General features: G+C 70.3%; 16 protein-coding genes. 10 read left to right on the plus strand and 6 right to left on the minus strand.

Features of this window, described 5'->3' with window-relative positions:
• Position 1 precedes the first annotated feature (1 nt).
• Both dprA and M0G41_RS15475 read right to left on the minus strand, forming a co-directional pair.
• Positions 2-1,135: a DNA-processing protein DprA gene (dprA, locus tag M0G41_RS15470; RefSeq protein WP_248210818.1), complete on the minus strand. Its 1,134-nt coding sequence runs from the start codon at positions 1,133-1,135 to the stop codon at positions 2-4.
• Positions 1,136-1,147: 12 nt separating this feature from the next.
• Complete coding sequence (locus tag M0G41_RS15475) at positions 1,148-2,302, minus strand: LysM peptidoglycan-binding domain-containing protein (RefSeq protein ID WP_248210819.1); 1,155 nt, start codon at positions 2,300-2,302, stop codon at positions 1,148-1,150.
• Positions 2,303-2,477: 175 nt separating this feature from the next.
• On the opposite strand from M0G41_RS15475, the gene def reads away from it, so the two are divergent.
• From def to M0G41_RS15500, 5 genes are read left to right on the plus strand one after another with little or no spacing between them, the layout of a single operon-like run.
• Entirely contained in the window at positions 2,478-2,990 is a 513-nt protein-coding gene (def, locus tag M0G41_RS15480) for a peptide deformylase (RefSeq protein WP_248210820.1), read from the plus strand.
• A gap of 3 nt (positions 2,991-2,993) precedes the next feature.
• Positions 2,994-3,920, plus strand: coding sequence for a methionyl-tRNA formyltransferase (fmt, locus tag M0G41_RS15485; RefSeq protein ID WP_248210822.1), 927 nt, complete (start codon positions 2,994-2,996; stop codon positions 3,918-3,920).
• Positions 3,920-5,236 carry a 16S rRNA (cytosine(967)-C(5))-methyltransferase RsmB gene (gene rsmB, locus M0G41_RS15490; protein ID WP_248210823.1) on the plus strand — a complete coding sequence of 439 codons (1,317 nt, stop codon included), beginning with the start codon at positions 3,920-3,922 and terminating at the stop codon, positions 5,234-5,236. The genes fmt and rsmB overlap by 1 nt, the downstream gene beginning before the upstream one ends.
• Positions 5,211-5,732 (plus strand): DUF4390 domain-containing protein, encoded by a 522-nt coding sequence (locus tag M0G41_RS15495; RefSeq protein ID WP_248210824.1) that lies wholly within the window; start codon positions 5,211-5,213, stop codon positions 5,730-5,732. The genes rsmB and M0G41_RS15495 overlap by 26 nt, the downstream gene beginning before the upstream one ends.
• Entirely contained in the window at positions 5,711-7,846 is a 2,136-nt protein-coding gene (locus M0G41_RS15500; protein ID WP_248210825.1) for a sensor histidine kinase, read from the plus strand. The genes M0G41_RS15495 and M0G41_RS15500 overlap by 22 nt, the downstream gene beginning before the upstream one ends.
• On the opposite strand, the gene bioD is transcribed toward M0G41_RS15500, so the two are convergent.
• Positions 7,809-8,498 (minus strand): dethiobiotin synthase, encoded by a 690-nt coding sequence (gene bioD / locus M0G41_RS15505; protein ID WP_248210826.1) that lies wholly within the window; start codon positions 8,496-8,498, stop codon positions 7,809-7,811. The two genes, M0G41_RS15500 and bioD, sit on opposite strands and share 38 nt — an antisense overlap.
• A gap of 82 nt (positions 8,499-8,580) precedes the next feature.
• On the opposite strand from bioD, the gene M0G41_RS15510 reads away from it, so the two are divergent.
• Together M0G41_RS15510 and M0G41_RS15515 are read left to right on the plus strand one after the other, a co-directional pair.
• On the plus strand, positions 8,581-9,072 hold the full coding sequence (locus M0G41_RS15510) for a GAF domain-containing protein (RefSeq protein ID WP_248210827.1): 492 nt from the start codon (positions 8,581-8,583) through the stop codon (positions 9,070-9,072).
• Positions 9,069-9,455: a TfoX/Sxy family protein gene (locus M0G41_RS15515; RefSeq protein ID WP_248210828.1), complete on the plus strand. Its 387-nt coding sequence runs from the start codon at positions 9,069-9,071 to the stop codon at positions 9,453-9,455. The genes M0G41_RS15510 and M0G41_RS15515 overlap by 4 nt, the downstream gene beginning before the upstream one ends.
• A gap of 9 nt (positions 9,456-9,464) precedes the next feature.
• On the opposite strand, the gene M0G41_RS15520 is transcribed toward M0G41_RS15515, so the two are convergent.
• The 3 genes from M0G41_RS15520 to asnS form a co-directional block, all read right to left on the minus strand.
• On the minus strand, positions 9,465-9,770 hold the full coding sequence (locus M0G41_RS15520; RefSeq protein WP_248210830.1) for a hypothetical protein: 306 nt from the start codon (positions 9,768-9,770) through the stop codon (positions 9,465-9,467).
• Entirely contained in the window at positions 9,767-10,063 is a 297-nt protein-coding gene (locus M0G41_RS15525; protein WP_248210831.1) for a hypothetical protein, read from the minus strand. The genes M0G41_RS15520 and M0G41_RS15525 overlap by 4 nt, the downstream gene beginning before the upstream one ends.
• A gap of 84 nt (positions 10,064-10,147) precedes the next feature.
• Positions 10,148-11,548, minus strand: a complete 1,401-nt coding sequence (gene asnS, locus M0G41_RS15530; RefSeq protein WP_248210833.1) for an asparagine--tRNA ligase — start codon at positions 11,546-11,548, stop codon at positions 10,148-10,150.
• A 135-nt stretch (positions 11,549-11,683) separates the two neighbouring features.
• On the opposite strand from asnS, the gene M0G41_RS15535 reads away from it, so the two are divergent.
• From M0G41_RS15535 to hslU, 3 genes are all read left to right on the plus strand, one after another.
• The gene (locus M0G41_RS15535) at positions 11,684-12,028 is read left to right on the plus strand and encodes a HesB/IscA family protein (protein ID WP_248210834.1); all 345 of its coding nucleotides are present in this window, start codon (positions 11,684-11,686) and stop codon (positions 12,026-12,028) included.
• A 104-nt stretch (positions 12,029-12,132) separates the two neighbouring features.
• Positions 12,133-12,666 carry an ATP-dependent protease subunit HslV gene (gene hslV / locus M0G41_RS15540; RefSeq protein WP_248210835.1) on the plus strand — a complete coding sequence of 178 codons (534 nt, stop codon included), beginning with the start codon at positions 12,133-12,135 and terminating at the stop codon, positions 12,664-12,666.
• Positions 12,667-12,811: 145 nt separating this feature from the next.
• Positions 12,812-14,176 carry an ATP-dependent protease ATPase subunit HslU gene (hslU, locus tag M0G41_RS15545; RefSeq protein ID WP_248210836.1) on the plus strand — a complete coding sequence of 455 codons (1,365 nt, stop codon included), beginning with the start codon at positions 12,812-12,814 and terminating at the stop codon, positions 14,174-14,176.
• The last annotated feature ends 80 nt before the right edge of the window (positions 14,177-14,256 follow it).

A 14,256-nucleotide genomic window follows, 5' to 3' on the forward strand; every position in this document is an offset into this window, starting at 1 on the left:
GTCAGCTGCCGGAACGCGCGTAGCGCCCGTGGATGGCGGCGACGCGTCCCTCCAGTTCCAACACCAGCAGCATGGAGGATAGGGCATCGACGGTCAACCCGGTGCGCTCGACCAGGCGCTCCATGGGCACCGGATCGTGGCCCAGGGCCTCCATCAGCCGCTGGTAGGCCGGGTCGAGGATGCTGGCCGGTGGCTTGGCCGGGTCGGGGCCGGCCGAGTCGAGGCGCTGACGCAGTTTCTGGCCCAGTTCGCGCGCCGGACCGGCGACCGCTGTGAGGATCTCCTGCGCGCTCTCGACCAGGGTCGCGCCCTCGCGCAGCAGGCGATGGCAGCCCCGGGCCAGCGGGTTGTGGATCGAGCCGGGCAGGGCGAAGACCTCGCGACCGGCTTCGGCCGCGAGGCGGGCGCTGATCAGGGCACCCGACTGCAGGGCCGCCTCGACGACCAGTGTTCCCAGCGACAGCCCGACCACGATCCGGTTGCGCTGGGGGAAGTGCTCCCGCCGCACCCCGGTTCCCGTCGGGTACTCGCTCACCAGGGCGCCTTCGGCCGCGATGCGTGCCGCGAGGCGGCGGTTGGCCGCCGGGTAGACCTGGTCGGGCCCGGTGCCCATCACGGCGATGGTCGCGCCACCCGCGTCCAGGGCGGCAGCATGGGCGGCGGCGTCGATGCCGGCGGCCAGGCCCGAGGTCACCACGAGCCCGGCACGGGCCAGCTCGCCGGCAAAATCGGCGGCATTGTCACGGCCGCCCGCGGTCGGGTTCCTGCTGCCGACCACGGCGACTTGCGCATGCCACAGCAGGGCCGGGTCGCCGGCGACGAACAGCGCCGCCGGGGCGCCGTCCAGCGGAGCCAGCAGGGGCGGATAGTCGTCCTCACCGAGGCAGACCAGGTGGTGGGCGGGAGCTTCCAGCCAGCGCAGGTCCTGCTCGACCCCCTGCGCATCGGCGGCGGGCGGCTCGCCGCTGCGGCCGGGTTCCAGGCCCGCGTGCGCCCAGCCGCGCGGCGCCGCGGCGACGGCCGTCTCGGCGCTGCCGAATTGAGCGATCAGGCGCGCGATGCGCCGCGGACCGAGCCCCGGCGTGTGGATCAGACGCAGCCAGGCCCGGGTGCGGGCCTTATCGGCGACGGGCACCGTCCGGCCGGCTCAGAGCCGGCCCGGGGCCCGCAGTTCGTCTTCCAGCCGCGCCTGGCGGATGCCGTCCATGATCAGGCCGTAGCTGACCTTGTCGAAGGTGCGGAAGACCATCACATGGCCGACGAAGTCGTCCGGCATCTGCACCTTGTTCTTCGGCAAGCTGGCGACCAGGTTGTTGCCGTGGCGGATATCGTCCTTGACCACCTCGCCCGGGTGGTAGATCGCGAACACGGTGCCGTTGTCGATGCCGTCGCGGGCGCCGGCGGAAATCGCCACCACGTCGCGTGGGCCTGCGTAGGTTCCGCGGTCGGTGATCGCCAGGATGCGCAGGTGCTCGGGGACCGACTTCGGCGCGTGCGGCATGAAGCTGAGGTCGAAGGGCATGTCCTGCATCGGCATGACCAGATCGCCCTTCTTGACCTCGCTGCCCTCGGCGGAGAGCAGGATGCTGGCCGGATCGCCGTCGCGCATGACGGTGCCGCTGGCCACTTCGATGACCTCCCAGCCGAGCACCTCGAATCCGTTGTCTGAAGCGGCGTAGTAAGCCCACTCGATGCCCGAGGTCTGCGGGGTCAGGCCGTCGCGCGCCGACCAGGGATCGCGGCGCAGGCGCGGGAAGCCGGTGGCCGGCTGCGGGTGCACGGCGAAGCGCACGGTCGGGCGGACGAAGACGACCTTGTCGCCGGGGGCGAAGTCGCCGCCGCGGATGTAGGCCAGCTGGCCGGAGGCGCTGCGCAGGCGGCCTTCCTCGAGCCCGATCACGTAGGGCAGCTTCTCGTGCTCATCGCCCTCGAGGACGTGGGTGCGCTTGAGGAAGCCCTCGATTTCCGACAGCGGGACCGCCTGGATCGGATCGATCGCCTCGCGGCGGATCTCCGGCGAACGCTTGGTGATGCCAAGGCCCGGCCGGCCGCCGGAAAGGTAGGCCAGGCTGATCACGTCACCCGGGTAGATCAGGTGCGGATTCTCGATCTGCGGGTTGGCCTGCCAGATCTCCGGCCACAGCCAGGGTTCATTGAGGAAGCGTGCGGCGATGTCCCAAAGGGTGTCGCCCTTCTTGACCACGTAGGTGTCGGGGTGGTCGGCGCGAAGCTCGACCGCCATGACCCAGCCGCCGAAGGTCAGTGCCGCGGCTGCGACAACCGTAAGAAGTTTTTTAAGCATGGCGGGTAACCACCTGTTTCCCCGGGCAGGTTGCTGGCACTATAGCCCAAAGAATGGGCCGACAAAACATTCCTGACGGGGCAGGGGCCCGGGCTTGCCGCCGGTTCACCCGCAAAGCGCTACACTCCTCGCCCCAAACCCTTGAAACGCGGGCCCCGACCCGCATCTGACCGTCATGGCCCTGCTTCCCATTCTTGAATTCCCCGATCCGCGCCTGCGCACCCGTGCGCGGGAGGTTGTCGAGGCCGACTTCACGCCCGATTTCCAGCAGCGCATCGACGACATGTTCGAGACCATGTACGACGCCCCGGGCATTGGCCTGGCGGCCAGCCAGGTCGACTTCCACCTGCGCTTCATGGTCATCGATGTCAGCGAGGACCGCTCCGAGCCCTTCGTGTTCATCAATCCGCGGATCACCGCCCACGCTGGCACCCAGGTCTGCCAGGAGGGCTGCCTGTCGGTGCCCGGCATCACCGCCGACGTCAAGCGCCACGACCGCATCACGGTCAGCGCGCTGGACCGCCAGGGCAAGGCCTTCGAACTCGAGGCCGACGGCCTGCTGGCGGTCTGCATCCAGCACGAGATGGACCACCTCGACGGCAAGCTGTTCGTCGACTACCTCTCGCCGCTGAAGCAGGAGATGGTTCGCCGCCGTCTGTCCAAGCAGCGCCGCGCCCACGCGGCCTGAGTCATGGCCCTGAGGGTCGTTTTTGCCGGCACGCCGGAGTTCGCCGTGCCGTGCCTGGACGCCGTGCTCGGTACCGGCGCCGAGGTGCTGGCCGTCTACACCCAGCCTGATCGCCCCGCGGGGCGCGGCCGCCAGCCGCTGGCCAGCCCGGTCAAGCAGCGGGCCGAGGCCGCGGGCATCGAGGTGCGCCAGCCGCAGACCCTGCGCGATGCCGATGAACAGGCCGCCCTGGCCGCCCTGCGACCGGACCTGATGGTGGTCGTGGCCTATGGCCTGCTGCTGCCGCGCAAGGTGCTCGAGATTCCCCGCCATGGCTGCTGGAACGTGCATGCCTCCCTGCTGCCACGCTGGCGCGGCGCGGCGCCGATACAGCGCGCCATCGAGGCCGGCGATGCGGAAACCGGCGTCTGCCTGATGCAGATGGAACGCGGCCTGGATACCGGCCCGGTCCTGCTTGAGTCGCGCACGCCGATCAGCGAACAGGACACCGGCGGGAGCCTGCATGACCGGCTGTCCACGCTCGGCGCAGCGGTGCTTGCCGAAGGCCTGGCGGGCCTGGTCGCAGGCCGGGAGCTTGAGGCCCGGCCGCAGCCCGAGGCCGGGGTCACCTACGCCCACAAGCTGGACAAGGCCGAGGCGCGGCTGGACTGGTCGGGCAGCGCAGAGGCGCTGGCCCGCCGGGTACGTGCCTTCCATCCCTGGCCGGTGGCCGAGGCCGAACTGGCGGGTGAGCGATTGCGCATCCATGCCGCCGAGCCGGTCGCGGGCTCGGGCGTGCCGGGCAGCCTGCTGCCGGCGCCGCGCGGCTGTCTGCATGTGGCCTGCGGCGACGGGGCGCTCAGCCTGCTCCGCGTCCAGCGCGCGGGCGGCAAGGTGATCTCGGCCGCCGACCTGGTCAACGCCCGCCGCGAGTTGCTGGCCCCGCGCTGATGGCCAAGCCCGGGGTCCTGGTCCGCCAGCTCGCGGCCGAGGCGCTGGCCGAGGTGGTGGGCGACGGGCGCTCGCTGCGCGCGGTGCTCCCCGAGCCCCTGCGCCGGCTGGCCGATCCCCGTGACCGCGCCCTGCTCGAGGCCATGCTGTTCGAAGCCTGTCGCTGGCAGCCGCGTTACGAGCGCGTGCTGGCTGGCCTGCTCGACCGGCCCCTGCCGGCAAAGCAGCGTCGGATCCAGGCCCTCCTGCTGGTCGGTCTGGCCCAGCTGGAGGCGCTGAGGATGGCGCCGCACGCGGTCATTTCCAGTACCGCCGAGGTGGCCCGGGCCTGGAAGCAGCCGGGCATGGTCGGACTGGTCAATGCGCTGCTGCGCCGCTGGTGCCGCGACGAGGCCACGATCGCCGCGCGGTGCGAGGCCGATCCGGTCGCACGCCTGGCCCATCCGCGCTGGCTTATCGAGCGGATCCGCAGCGACTGGCCGGAGCAGGCGGAAACGCTGTTGGCTGCCAACAACCGGCCCGGCCCGCTCTGGCTGCGCCTGCATCCGCGGGCCGGCAGCGTCGAGGATTACCTGCGCGCCCTGCAGGCCGAGGGCATCACCGCTGCGGCGGGTCCGGACGGCTGGCCGCGCGCGGTCTGCATCGATCCACCGGTCGCTCCCGAGCGTCTGCCAGGCTGGTCCGAGGGCCAGGTCGCGGTGCAGGACGCCGCGGCCCAGGCGGTGGCCACGGCGCTGCCGCTTTCGCCGGGCCTGCGCGTGCTGGACGCCTGCGCCGCGCCCGGCGGCAAGACGGCCGCCCTGCTCGAGGTCGAGCCGGCGCTCGACCTGCTGGCGCTCGACCGCGATCCGCAGCGCCTGGCGCGGATGCAGTCGGGGCTGGCCCGCCTCGGTCACGCGCCGGTGATGCGTGCGGCCGACGCCGCGCGGCCCGGGGACTGGTGGGACGGCCGCCCGTTCGATCTTATCCTGCTCGACGTGCCCTGTTCGGCCACCGGGGTGATCCGTCGCCAGCCGGACATCAAGCTGCATCGCCGCCCGGCCGATATCGACGCACTCTGCGCTCAGCAGGCGGCCCTTCTGGAGGCGGCCTGGGGGCTGCTGGCGCCTGGCGGGCGGTTGCTCTACACCACTTGTTCCCTGCTGCGCGAGGAGAACGCAGGCCAGATCGAGGCTTTTCTGGAGCGGCACGCCGAAGCCGAGCGGCTCGCCTTGCCCTCGCACCTCGGGCACCCTTGCGGATCGGGACGGCAACGCCTGCCGGGGGAGCAGCAGATGGACGGTTTCTTCTATGCCGCGCTGGGCAAGCCGCGCTAGCGCCGCCGCGGTGCTCCTCGGCCTTGTCGGCTGCGCCGGCGAGACCCCGGACCGCGCCCGCATCGCCTCGGCCACCTTGCGCGATACCGGCGCCGGCTGGGTGCTCGAGGTCGAGCAGCAGCTGCGCTTTTCGCCAACCATGCTCGAGGCCCTGTCCAACGGCATCCCACTGCGGCTTGCCTACACCCTGGACTGTGCCCCCTGGCGCGGTGGCCACGCCATTGAGCTGCGCTACGCCCCCCTGCAGCGCGCCTACACCGTGCAGCCCAGCGGCCAGGAGGCGCGTCGCTTCGGCCGCCGCAGCGCCATGCTGTCGGCCCTGGACCGGGTCCGTCTGCCGCTGCCCGAGGCGCTTCCGGCCGATTGCCCGGGCGGCGTCCGGGTGGTCCTCGACCTGACCGGTCTGCCCACCCCGCTGCGCTTTCCCGCGCTGCTGCGTCCCGAGGACTGGCGGATGGTCTCGCCCAAGGCGTCATGGCAGGCCGCGGCTCGCTGATCCCGCGCATCGGCTGGGCGGTGCTGGCGCTGGCCCTGCTGGTGCTGGTGCTGACCGCGCTGTACCTCGCTGCCGACGCGGAGGGACTCGGTGCCGGGCTGGCCCGCTGGTACCCCTTCGTCTTCATCGGCGCCGCGGCCGCCCTGCTGCTGCTGGCGGGCGCCATCCTGCAGCGGCTGCGGCGACTGCGCCGGGCCCTGCGCGAGCGTCAGGCCGGGGCGCGCCTCAATCGCCGCCTGCTGGTCCTGCTCCTGGTTCTCGCGATTCCGCCTGTGCTGCTGGTCTACGGTTTCTCGGCGCGCTTCATCGGCGCCACCGTCGACAGTTGGCTGCGCGCCAACAGCGCCGAGATCCTCGGCGAGGCGCTGCGCGTCGGCCGCGCCCTGCTCGACGAGCGCCGCGCCCTGGCCGAGCGTGATGCTGCGAGCCTCGCCGCCGAGCTCGAGGGGCTCGACCCGCTCGACTGGCAGTCGGCCATCGATCGCGCCCTGGACCGCTTCGACGCCGCGCAGATCGCGCTGTTCTCGCGCGATGGACGGTTGCTCGCACTGGCGGCCGCCGAGCCCAGCCTGGTCATCGCTGACCCGCCACCCGACGAGCTGCTGCTGGTGCTGCGTGAGAGCCGTCGTGCAGTGGCCTCCGAGCCGGCTGGGGAGGGCCTGCAGCTGCGCGCCCTGAACGCGGTTGGCTCAGGGCCCGGGGCCGCCCACCTGCAGATCCTGAGCCGGCTGCCGGAGAGTTACGCCCAGGGCCTGCTGCGGGTCGAGCAGGGCATCGCCCAGGCCCGCCAGGCGGCCTTCCTGCGCGACTCGCTGAAGCTGGCCTTTGTCCTGATCCTGAGCTTCGTCCTGCTGCTCTCGGTTCTGCTCGCGGTCCTGCTCGCCTTCGTCCTGTCACGGCGCCTGGTGGCGCCGATCGGCCAGCTGGCGACAGCGACTGCGCGGGTCAGCGAGGGCAACTACGCGGTGCGCCTGGAAGAGCTGGCCCGCGACGACGAGCTGGCCTTCCTGATCAGCGGTTTCAACCGGATGCTCGGCGACCTCGACGCGGCCTCGGAGCGGGCGCGCAGCAGCCAGGCCGAAACCGAGCGCCAGCGCGCCTACCTGGAAACCGTGCTGCAGCGTCTTAGCAGCGCGGTGCTGGTGGTCGACGACGTCGGCATCCTGCGCAGCGCCAACGCCGCGGCGACCGAGTTGCTCGGCCCGCCGGCGGTGGCTGGCGGCGCGCTGGTCGATCTTGGCGCCGCCTCGGCCCAGGGCAGCGCGCTGGCCAGCCTGGTCCAGTCGCGCCTTCGCGATGACAGTCAGGAGTTTGGCGTGGAACTGGCCAGCGACGCCGCCGACGGTCGTCATCTGTGGCTGGTGCGAGGCGCCCGCCTGCCCGACGGCAACCTGCTGGTTGTCGTCGACGACACCACCGACATCGATCGCGCCCGCCGCGACGCCGCCTGGGGCGAGGTCGCGCGGCGCCTCGCCCACGAGGTGAAGAATCCGCTGACCCCGATCCAACTCGCCGCCGAACGGCTGCGGCGCCGCGTCCTGCCGCATCTGCAGGGCGCCGAGGCTGACGTGCTCGACCGCGCCACCCACACCATCGTCGCCCAGGTCGATGCGCTGAAGACCCTGGTCAACGCGTTCAGCGACTACGCCCGGGCGCCGGTGCTGCAGCGTCGCCCGGTCGACCTGCCGGCGCTGATGGGCGAGGTGGCTGAGCTGTACGCCGGAGACCCGCGGATAAGCCTCGCTGTCGTGGCGAATCCCGGTCTGCCAGCGGTCACCGCGGATGCCGGGCGGCTGCGCCAGGTACTGCACAATCTGGTCAAGAACGCTCAGGAGGCCGGCGCCGCTCGGATCCGCCTTGGTGCTGGACTGGATGCCGATGGCAGTGCGGTGGAACTGGTGGTGGAGGATGACGGTCCGGGACTGCCCGAGGGTTTCGATACCTCCTGGTTCGAGCCCTACCGCAGCACCAAGCCGAAAGGCACCGGTCTGGGCCTTGCCATCGTCCGCAAGATCGCCGAGGAACACGCCGGCGGCCTGCAGGCCGGCCGCTCCGGATCGCTTGGCGGTGCCCGTTTCAGCCTGCGCCTGCCGCTGGCTCCGCCATCGCGCTGAGCAGGCCTGCGGGTTCCAGCCGCTGCTCGCCGTGGCGCAGCCAGCCCAGACACGGCGAGGCCATGCGGCTGCGCAGACCGACCTCATAGGCCCCGGCGTAGTCGAGGTCAGGATCCACCGAGTTGCCGATCCAGCCGAGCAGCCGGGCCCCGTCGGTGCGTATCGCCCGCTCGCTGAGCAGGGCGTGGTTGATGCAGCCAAGGCGCAGGCCGACCACCAGCACCACCGGCAGGTCCAGCTCGCGTACCAGGTCGGCCTGCATCAGTTCGGCGGATAGCGGTGCCATCCAGCCGCCGACGCCCTCGACCAGGACCAGCTGGGCCATCGCCGCAAGGCGCGCATGGGCGGCCAGCACAGGCGCCAGCGACACATCGATCCCGGCCTCGCGGGCGGCGATCTCCGGCGCGGTCGCCGCGGGCAGGGCAATCGGGTTTACCGTCGCGTAGTCGGGCCCGGAGGCGCCGGCGGCGAGCAGGGCGAGGGCATCCTCGTTCTGCCAGCGGCCGTCGCGCCATTCGCAGCCCGAGGCCAGCGGCTTCATGCCCATGGCGCGCCAGCCGGCGGCGCACAGGCCGCGCAGCAGGGCGCTGCTGACCGCGGTCTTGCCGGCCCCGGTGTCGGTACCTGTGATGTACAGTGAAGGGCGATCCATTCGCGGCTCACTACCGTTCGTTGCGTTGTCGATCGCGGCTGCCGCGCCGCGGACGGCGAAAGAAAGTAAGGGATATTGATCGATGTTTTCCAGTTCAGCGCTCAGCGGCAGCAAGCCGGAGCAGTATGCCCAGCTGCTTGCCCAGGCCCGCGCCCTGATGCACGGCGAGCCCGACCGCATCGCCAACGCCGCCAACCTGTCCGCGCTGGTCTTCCATGCCCTGCCTGATCTGAACTGGGTCGGGTTCTATTTCCACGATGGCAAGGAGCTGGTGGTCGGGCCGTTCCAGGGCCATCCGGCCTGTGTACGCATCGCCTTGGGCCGCGGCGTCTGCGGCACCGCCGCGCAGACCCGTCAGACCCAGCGGGTCGACGATGTCGACGCCTTCCCGGGCCATATCCCCTGCGACTCGGCCTCGCGCTCCGAGCTGGTCGTGCCGCTGTTTCGCGGCGAGCAGCTGATCGGCGTGTTCGACCTCGACAGTCCGGTCAAGGCGCGCTTCGACGCCGAGGACCAGGCCGGCCTCGAGGCGATCGCCGCGGCCTTCGTCGAGAGTCTGGGGGCGTCGGAATGAGCGATCGCGGCAAGCTGCTGAACGTCGGTCCCAAATCCACCGCATGGCTGCGCCAGGTGGGAATCCGCACCGAGGGCGAACTGCGCAAGGCCGGCGCGGTCGGCGCCTTCGTCAAGGTCAAGCGTGCCGGCTTCCGTCCCAGTCTCAACCTGCTCTACGCGCTGGAAGGCGCCCTGACCGGCTGCCACTGGCAGCAGGTGCCAACCGAGCGGCGCGCGCAGATGCTCGAGGATGTCGAGGCCGCCGAAGCGGGCCTGCCGCCACCGCGCGGCCGCGCCGCGGGTTTCGCCCAGCCGCCGGCTCCGGTCAGCGACGTGACCGAGGAGTTCCAGGCGGAAATGGAGGCCGAGTCGGGCGACGAGGACGCCGACGGCCGGGACTAGGGGAACGGCCTACTGCCGCCGCGGCAGTTGGACGATCATCCGCGCGCGCAAGGCCTCGACGCTCTCGCCCTCCGGCGGCTTGACGCTGCCGAGGTCGATGCCCAGCGCGGCGGCATCGGTCTCGTCCAAACCGTCCCAGGCGCGAAATTCGGCGTCCAGCAGCGCATTGCGCGCGCTGTCCTCGGAGTCGTAGGGCAGGGTGCGGCCATCGCAGTCGAACACGCTGGCGGTGCCGGCCTCCAGCAGGTCGAGGCGCGCCCAGACCAGGGCGCTGCCGAGGCTGGCGATCCACCACTCGCTGTGCACGACGCTCACCAGGCCACCAGCGGGAGCAGCACCAGCCCGGTGCCGATCATCCCGATGATGAAGCACCAGCAGAGGATCTGCGCCGGCGTCGCCAGCCCGGTGATGGCGCGGTCGCGAGTGGCGCGGAAACCGCCGAACACGATCCAGTGCAGGAAGCCGGGGGCAAAGGCGTGGGCCCCATGCCGAATGCCGCGGTCGCGGGCCTGGACAAAGCTCAGCGGGCCGAAGATCACGTATCCGGCGATGCCGGTGATGGCAAGCCCGGTAGTGAACAGCAGCAGGAACATCAGGGGGGTGGACATGGAAACCTTCCGAAGTCGATCGCCAGCAAGCTGGCCCCTACAGCACGCATTGTAGGAGCCAGCTTGCTGGCGATCCGGTGAACGCTAGAACTCCGCCGAGCCCGGCGCGCGCGGATAGGCAATCGCGTCGCGGATGTTGGACAGCCCGCAGACGTAGACCACCAGGCGCTCGAAGCCGAGGCCGAAGCCGGCGTGGGGCACCGTGCCGTAGCGGCGGAAGTCGCGATACCAGCCGTAGTGCGCGGGGTCGAGGCCGAACTGCGCCATGCGCTTGTCCAGCACGTCGAGACGCTCCTCGCGCTGCGAGCCGCCGATGATCTCGCCGATGCCGGGGGCGAGCACGTCCATGGCGGCGACGGTGCGGCCGTCGTCGTTGAGGCGCATGTAGAAGGCCTTGATGTGCTCGGGGTAGTTCATCACCACCACCGGACGACCGACGTGCTGCTCGGTCAGCCATCGCTCGTGCTCGGTCTGCAGGTCGAGGCCCCACTCCACCGGGAAGTCGAACTTGTGCCCGGACTTCTGCAGCAGGCTCACCGCGTCGCTGTAGTCGATGCGCTCGAACGGCGCGTCGATGAAGGCCTCAAGGCGGCTGATGGCGTCCTTCTGCACGCGCTCGGCGATGAAGGCCATGTCGTCGGCGCGCTCGTCGAGCACGGCGCGGAACAGGTACTTGAGGAAGGCCTCGGCGACATTGGCGTTCTCGACCAGGTCGGCGAAGGCGATCTCCGGCTCGACCATCCAGAACTCGGCAAGGTGCCGCGTCGTGTGGCTGTTCTCGGCGCGGAAGGTCGGGCCGAAGGTGTAGACCTTGGAAAGCGAGAGGCAGAACGCTTCGACATTGAGCTGGCCGGAGACGGTGAGGAAGGTCTCCTTGCCGAAGAAGTCGCGCGAGAAATCCACCGCGCCCTTGTCGGTCCGCGGCAGGTTGGCCAGGTCCAGCGTGGACACGCGGAACATCTGCCCGGCGCCCTCGGCGTCCGAGGTGGTGATGATCGGCGTGCTGATCCAGTAGTAGCCGTTCTCGTGGAAGAAGCGGTGCACCGCCTGCGACAGGCAGTGACGGATGCGGGTGACCGCGCCGAACAGGTTGGTGCGCGGGCGCAGGTGGGCCACTTCGCGCAGGAATTCCAGCGAATGCGGCTTGGGCTGGATCGGGTAGGTCTCCGGGTCTTCGACCCAGCCGACCACCTCGATGGCGCTGGCCTGCATCTCGAAGGCCTGGCCCTGGCCCTGCGAGGGCACCAGGGTGCCGGTCGCGATCACGCCGCAGCCCGAGGTCAGGCGTTTGACCTCGCTCTCGTAGTTCGGCAGGTCGGCCGGAGCGACAATCTGGATCGGCGAAAAGCACGAGCCGTCGCTGAGGTTGACGAACGACAGGCCGGCCTTGGAATCGCGCCGCGTGCGCACCCAGCCGCGCACCGTGACCTCTTGTCCCTCGCGACCGGCCCCGGACAGGGCCTCGCGTACCGAAAGCAGCGACATGTTGAAACTCCGGGCGCCGGCGCCCATTTGCGACCAAGGGGCGCGATGATAGCGGCGTCACCGCCGCCGGAACAGGCGCCGCTAGAATAGCCCCCGTTGCGGCCTGTTCAGCCCACCCGGCCGAGGATGGAAGCCATGAGTATCAGCCTGACCCCCCAAGCCGCCGCCCGCGCACGCCAGTTCCTGTCCGACCAGCCAGGCGCGCAGGGCCTGCGCTTCGGCGTCAAGCGCACCGGCTGCTCCGGCTGGGGCTACGAGGTCGACGTCGCGCACAGCATCTCGCCCGAGGACAGCGTATTCGAGGCCGACGGCGTGTCCGTGGTGGTCGACGCGCAGAGCCTGCCCCTGGTGGACGGCACCCGGATCGACTTTGTCCGCCAGGGCCTGAACCAGGTCTTCGTTTTCGAGAACCCCAATGCGCAGGCCGCCTGCGGCTGCGGCGAGAGCTTCACCACCGAAGCCGACGCCGTCCCCGGCTGAGCAGGGCCCCTGCGTTGCCGATCCGGTCGCCGCGCCCGGGCCGGCTCTTGGGTTGACCGGCATCGTCCCCATTGAAGGGACTCCCGCGTTCCGATGAGCTGCCCATGGCCGAGTCCTTTCACGCCACCACCATCGTCTCCGTCCGCCGCGGCCAGAAGGTCGTCGTCGCCGGTGACGGCCAGGTGACGCTCGGCAATACCGTGGTCAAGGCCAATGCGCGGAAGGTACGCCGGCTCGGCAATGGCCGCGTGCTGGCGGGCTTTGCCGGTGCCACGGCCGACGCCTTCACCCTGTTCGAGCTGTTCGAGGCCAAGCTGGAGAAACACGGCCAGCTGGTGCGCGCCGCCGTGGAGTTCGCCAAGGACTGGCGCACCGACCGCCGCCTGGGCCGGCTGGAGGCCATGCTCGCGGTGGCCGACGCCGAGGCCTCACTGATCATCTCCGGCAACGGCGACGTGCTCGAGCCCGAGGATGGCCTGATCGCCATCGGCTCGGGCGGCCCCTTTGCCCTCGCCGCCGCCAAGGCCCTGCTCAAGCACACCGAACTCGGGCCCCGCGAGATCGCCGAGGAGGCGCTCACCGTCGCCGGCGATATCTGCATCTACACCAACCACAACCGGGTGGTTGAAGAATTGTGATTCGTGATTGGTGATTGGTGATTCGAAAGGGCGGTCTGCGGTACATGCCTCTTTTGGTGTCCAGTCGCAGACACGGATCCAGTGCTGACAGCGTCTTTCGCTGTTGACGAATCACGAATCGCGAATCACGAATCACGAATCACCAATGACGGATCACATGTCCTCACTCACTCCCCGCGAAATCGTCGACGAACTCGACCGTTACATCATCGGCCAGCAGGAGGCCAAGCGCGCGGTGGCGATCGCCCTGCGCAACCGCTGGCGGCGCATGCAGCTCGAACCCTCGATGCGCGATGAGGTGACGCCGAAGAACATCCTGATGATCGGGCCGACCGGAGTCGGCAAGACCGAGATCGCCCGTCGCCTCGCGGCGCTGGCCAATGCGCCGTTCACCAAGGTCGAAGCAACCCGTTTCACCGAGGTCGGCTACGTCGGCAAGGACGTCGAGCAGATCATCCGCGACCTCGCCGATACCGCGGTCAAGATGTTCCGTGAGCAGGCCAAGACGCGGGTCCGCAGCCAGGCTGAGGAGCGCGCCGAGGAGCGCGTGCTCGATGCGCTGCTGCCGCGCCGCCAGGGCGGGAGCGTGGGTTTCACCACCCTCGACGCCGGCAGCGGCGAGGTGCAGGGCGGCAGCGAGGAGACCCGGGCCAAGCTGCGCCGCCAGCTGCGCCGCGGCGAGCTGGACGAGCGCGAGATCGAGGTCGACGTCAGCCAGAGCATCGGGGTCGACATCATGGCCCCTCCGGGCATGGAGGAGATGGGCCAGCAGCTGCGGCAGATGTTCAGCCAGCTCTCCGGCAGCAAGTCGCAGAAGCGCACGATGAAGATCCGCGCCGCCCTGCCTCAGCTGATCGAGGAAGAGGCCGGCAAGCTGGTCAACGAGGACGAGATCCGGCAGACCGCGATCACCGCCTGCGAGCAGAACGGCATCGTTTTCATCGACGAGATCGACAAGGTGGCCAAGCGCTCGGAGGGCTATGGCGCGGATGTGTCCCGCGAGGGCGTGCAGCGCGACCTGCTGCCCCTGGTCGAGGGCTCGGCGGTCAGCACCAAGTACGGCATCGTGCGCACCGACCACATCCTGTTCATCGCTTCCGGTGCCTTCCACCTGGCCAAGCCCTCGGATCTGATTCCCGAGCTGCAGGGCCGCTTCCCGATCCGCGTCGAGCTGGCCGCGCTGACCCGTGAAGACTTCCGCCGCATCCTGCGCGAGCCGCACAACGCGCTGACCCTGCAGTATCCGGCCCTGATGAAGACCGAGGGCGTCAGCCTGGAGTTCACCGACGACGCTGTCGACCGACTTGCCGAGATCGCCTTCGAGGTCAACGAGCGGCAGGAAAACATCGGCGCCCGACGCCTGCATACGGTGATGGAGCGACTGCTCGAGCAGCTCAGCTATGAGGCGCCGGACCGAGATGGCGACAGCGTGGTCGTCGACCGTGCCTATGTCGACGGCCAGCTGGACGGGCTGGTGCGGGACGAGGATCTGTCGCGGTACATACTTTGAGGGCTCAGGGCCTAGGGGCTGGGGCTCAGGAAGAGCGGGAGCGGGCCGGGCTCTGCTCCTCCCCTTGCGTTGCTTGGCGC

The sequence above is a fragment of the Pseudomarimonas salicorniae genome (genome assembly GCF_023156535.1).
GTDB lineage: Bacteria > Pseudomonadota > Gammaproteobacteria > Xanthomonadales > Xanthomonadaceae > Pseudomarimonas > Pseudomarimonas salicorniae.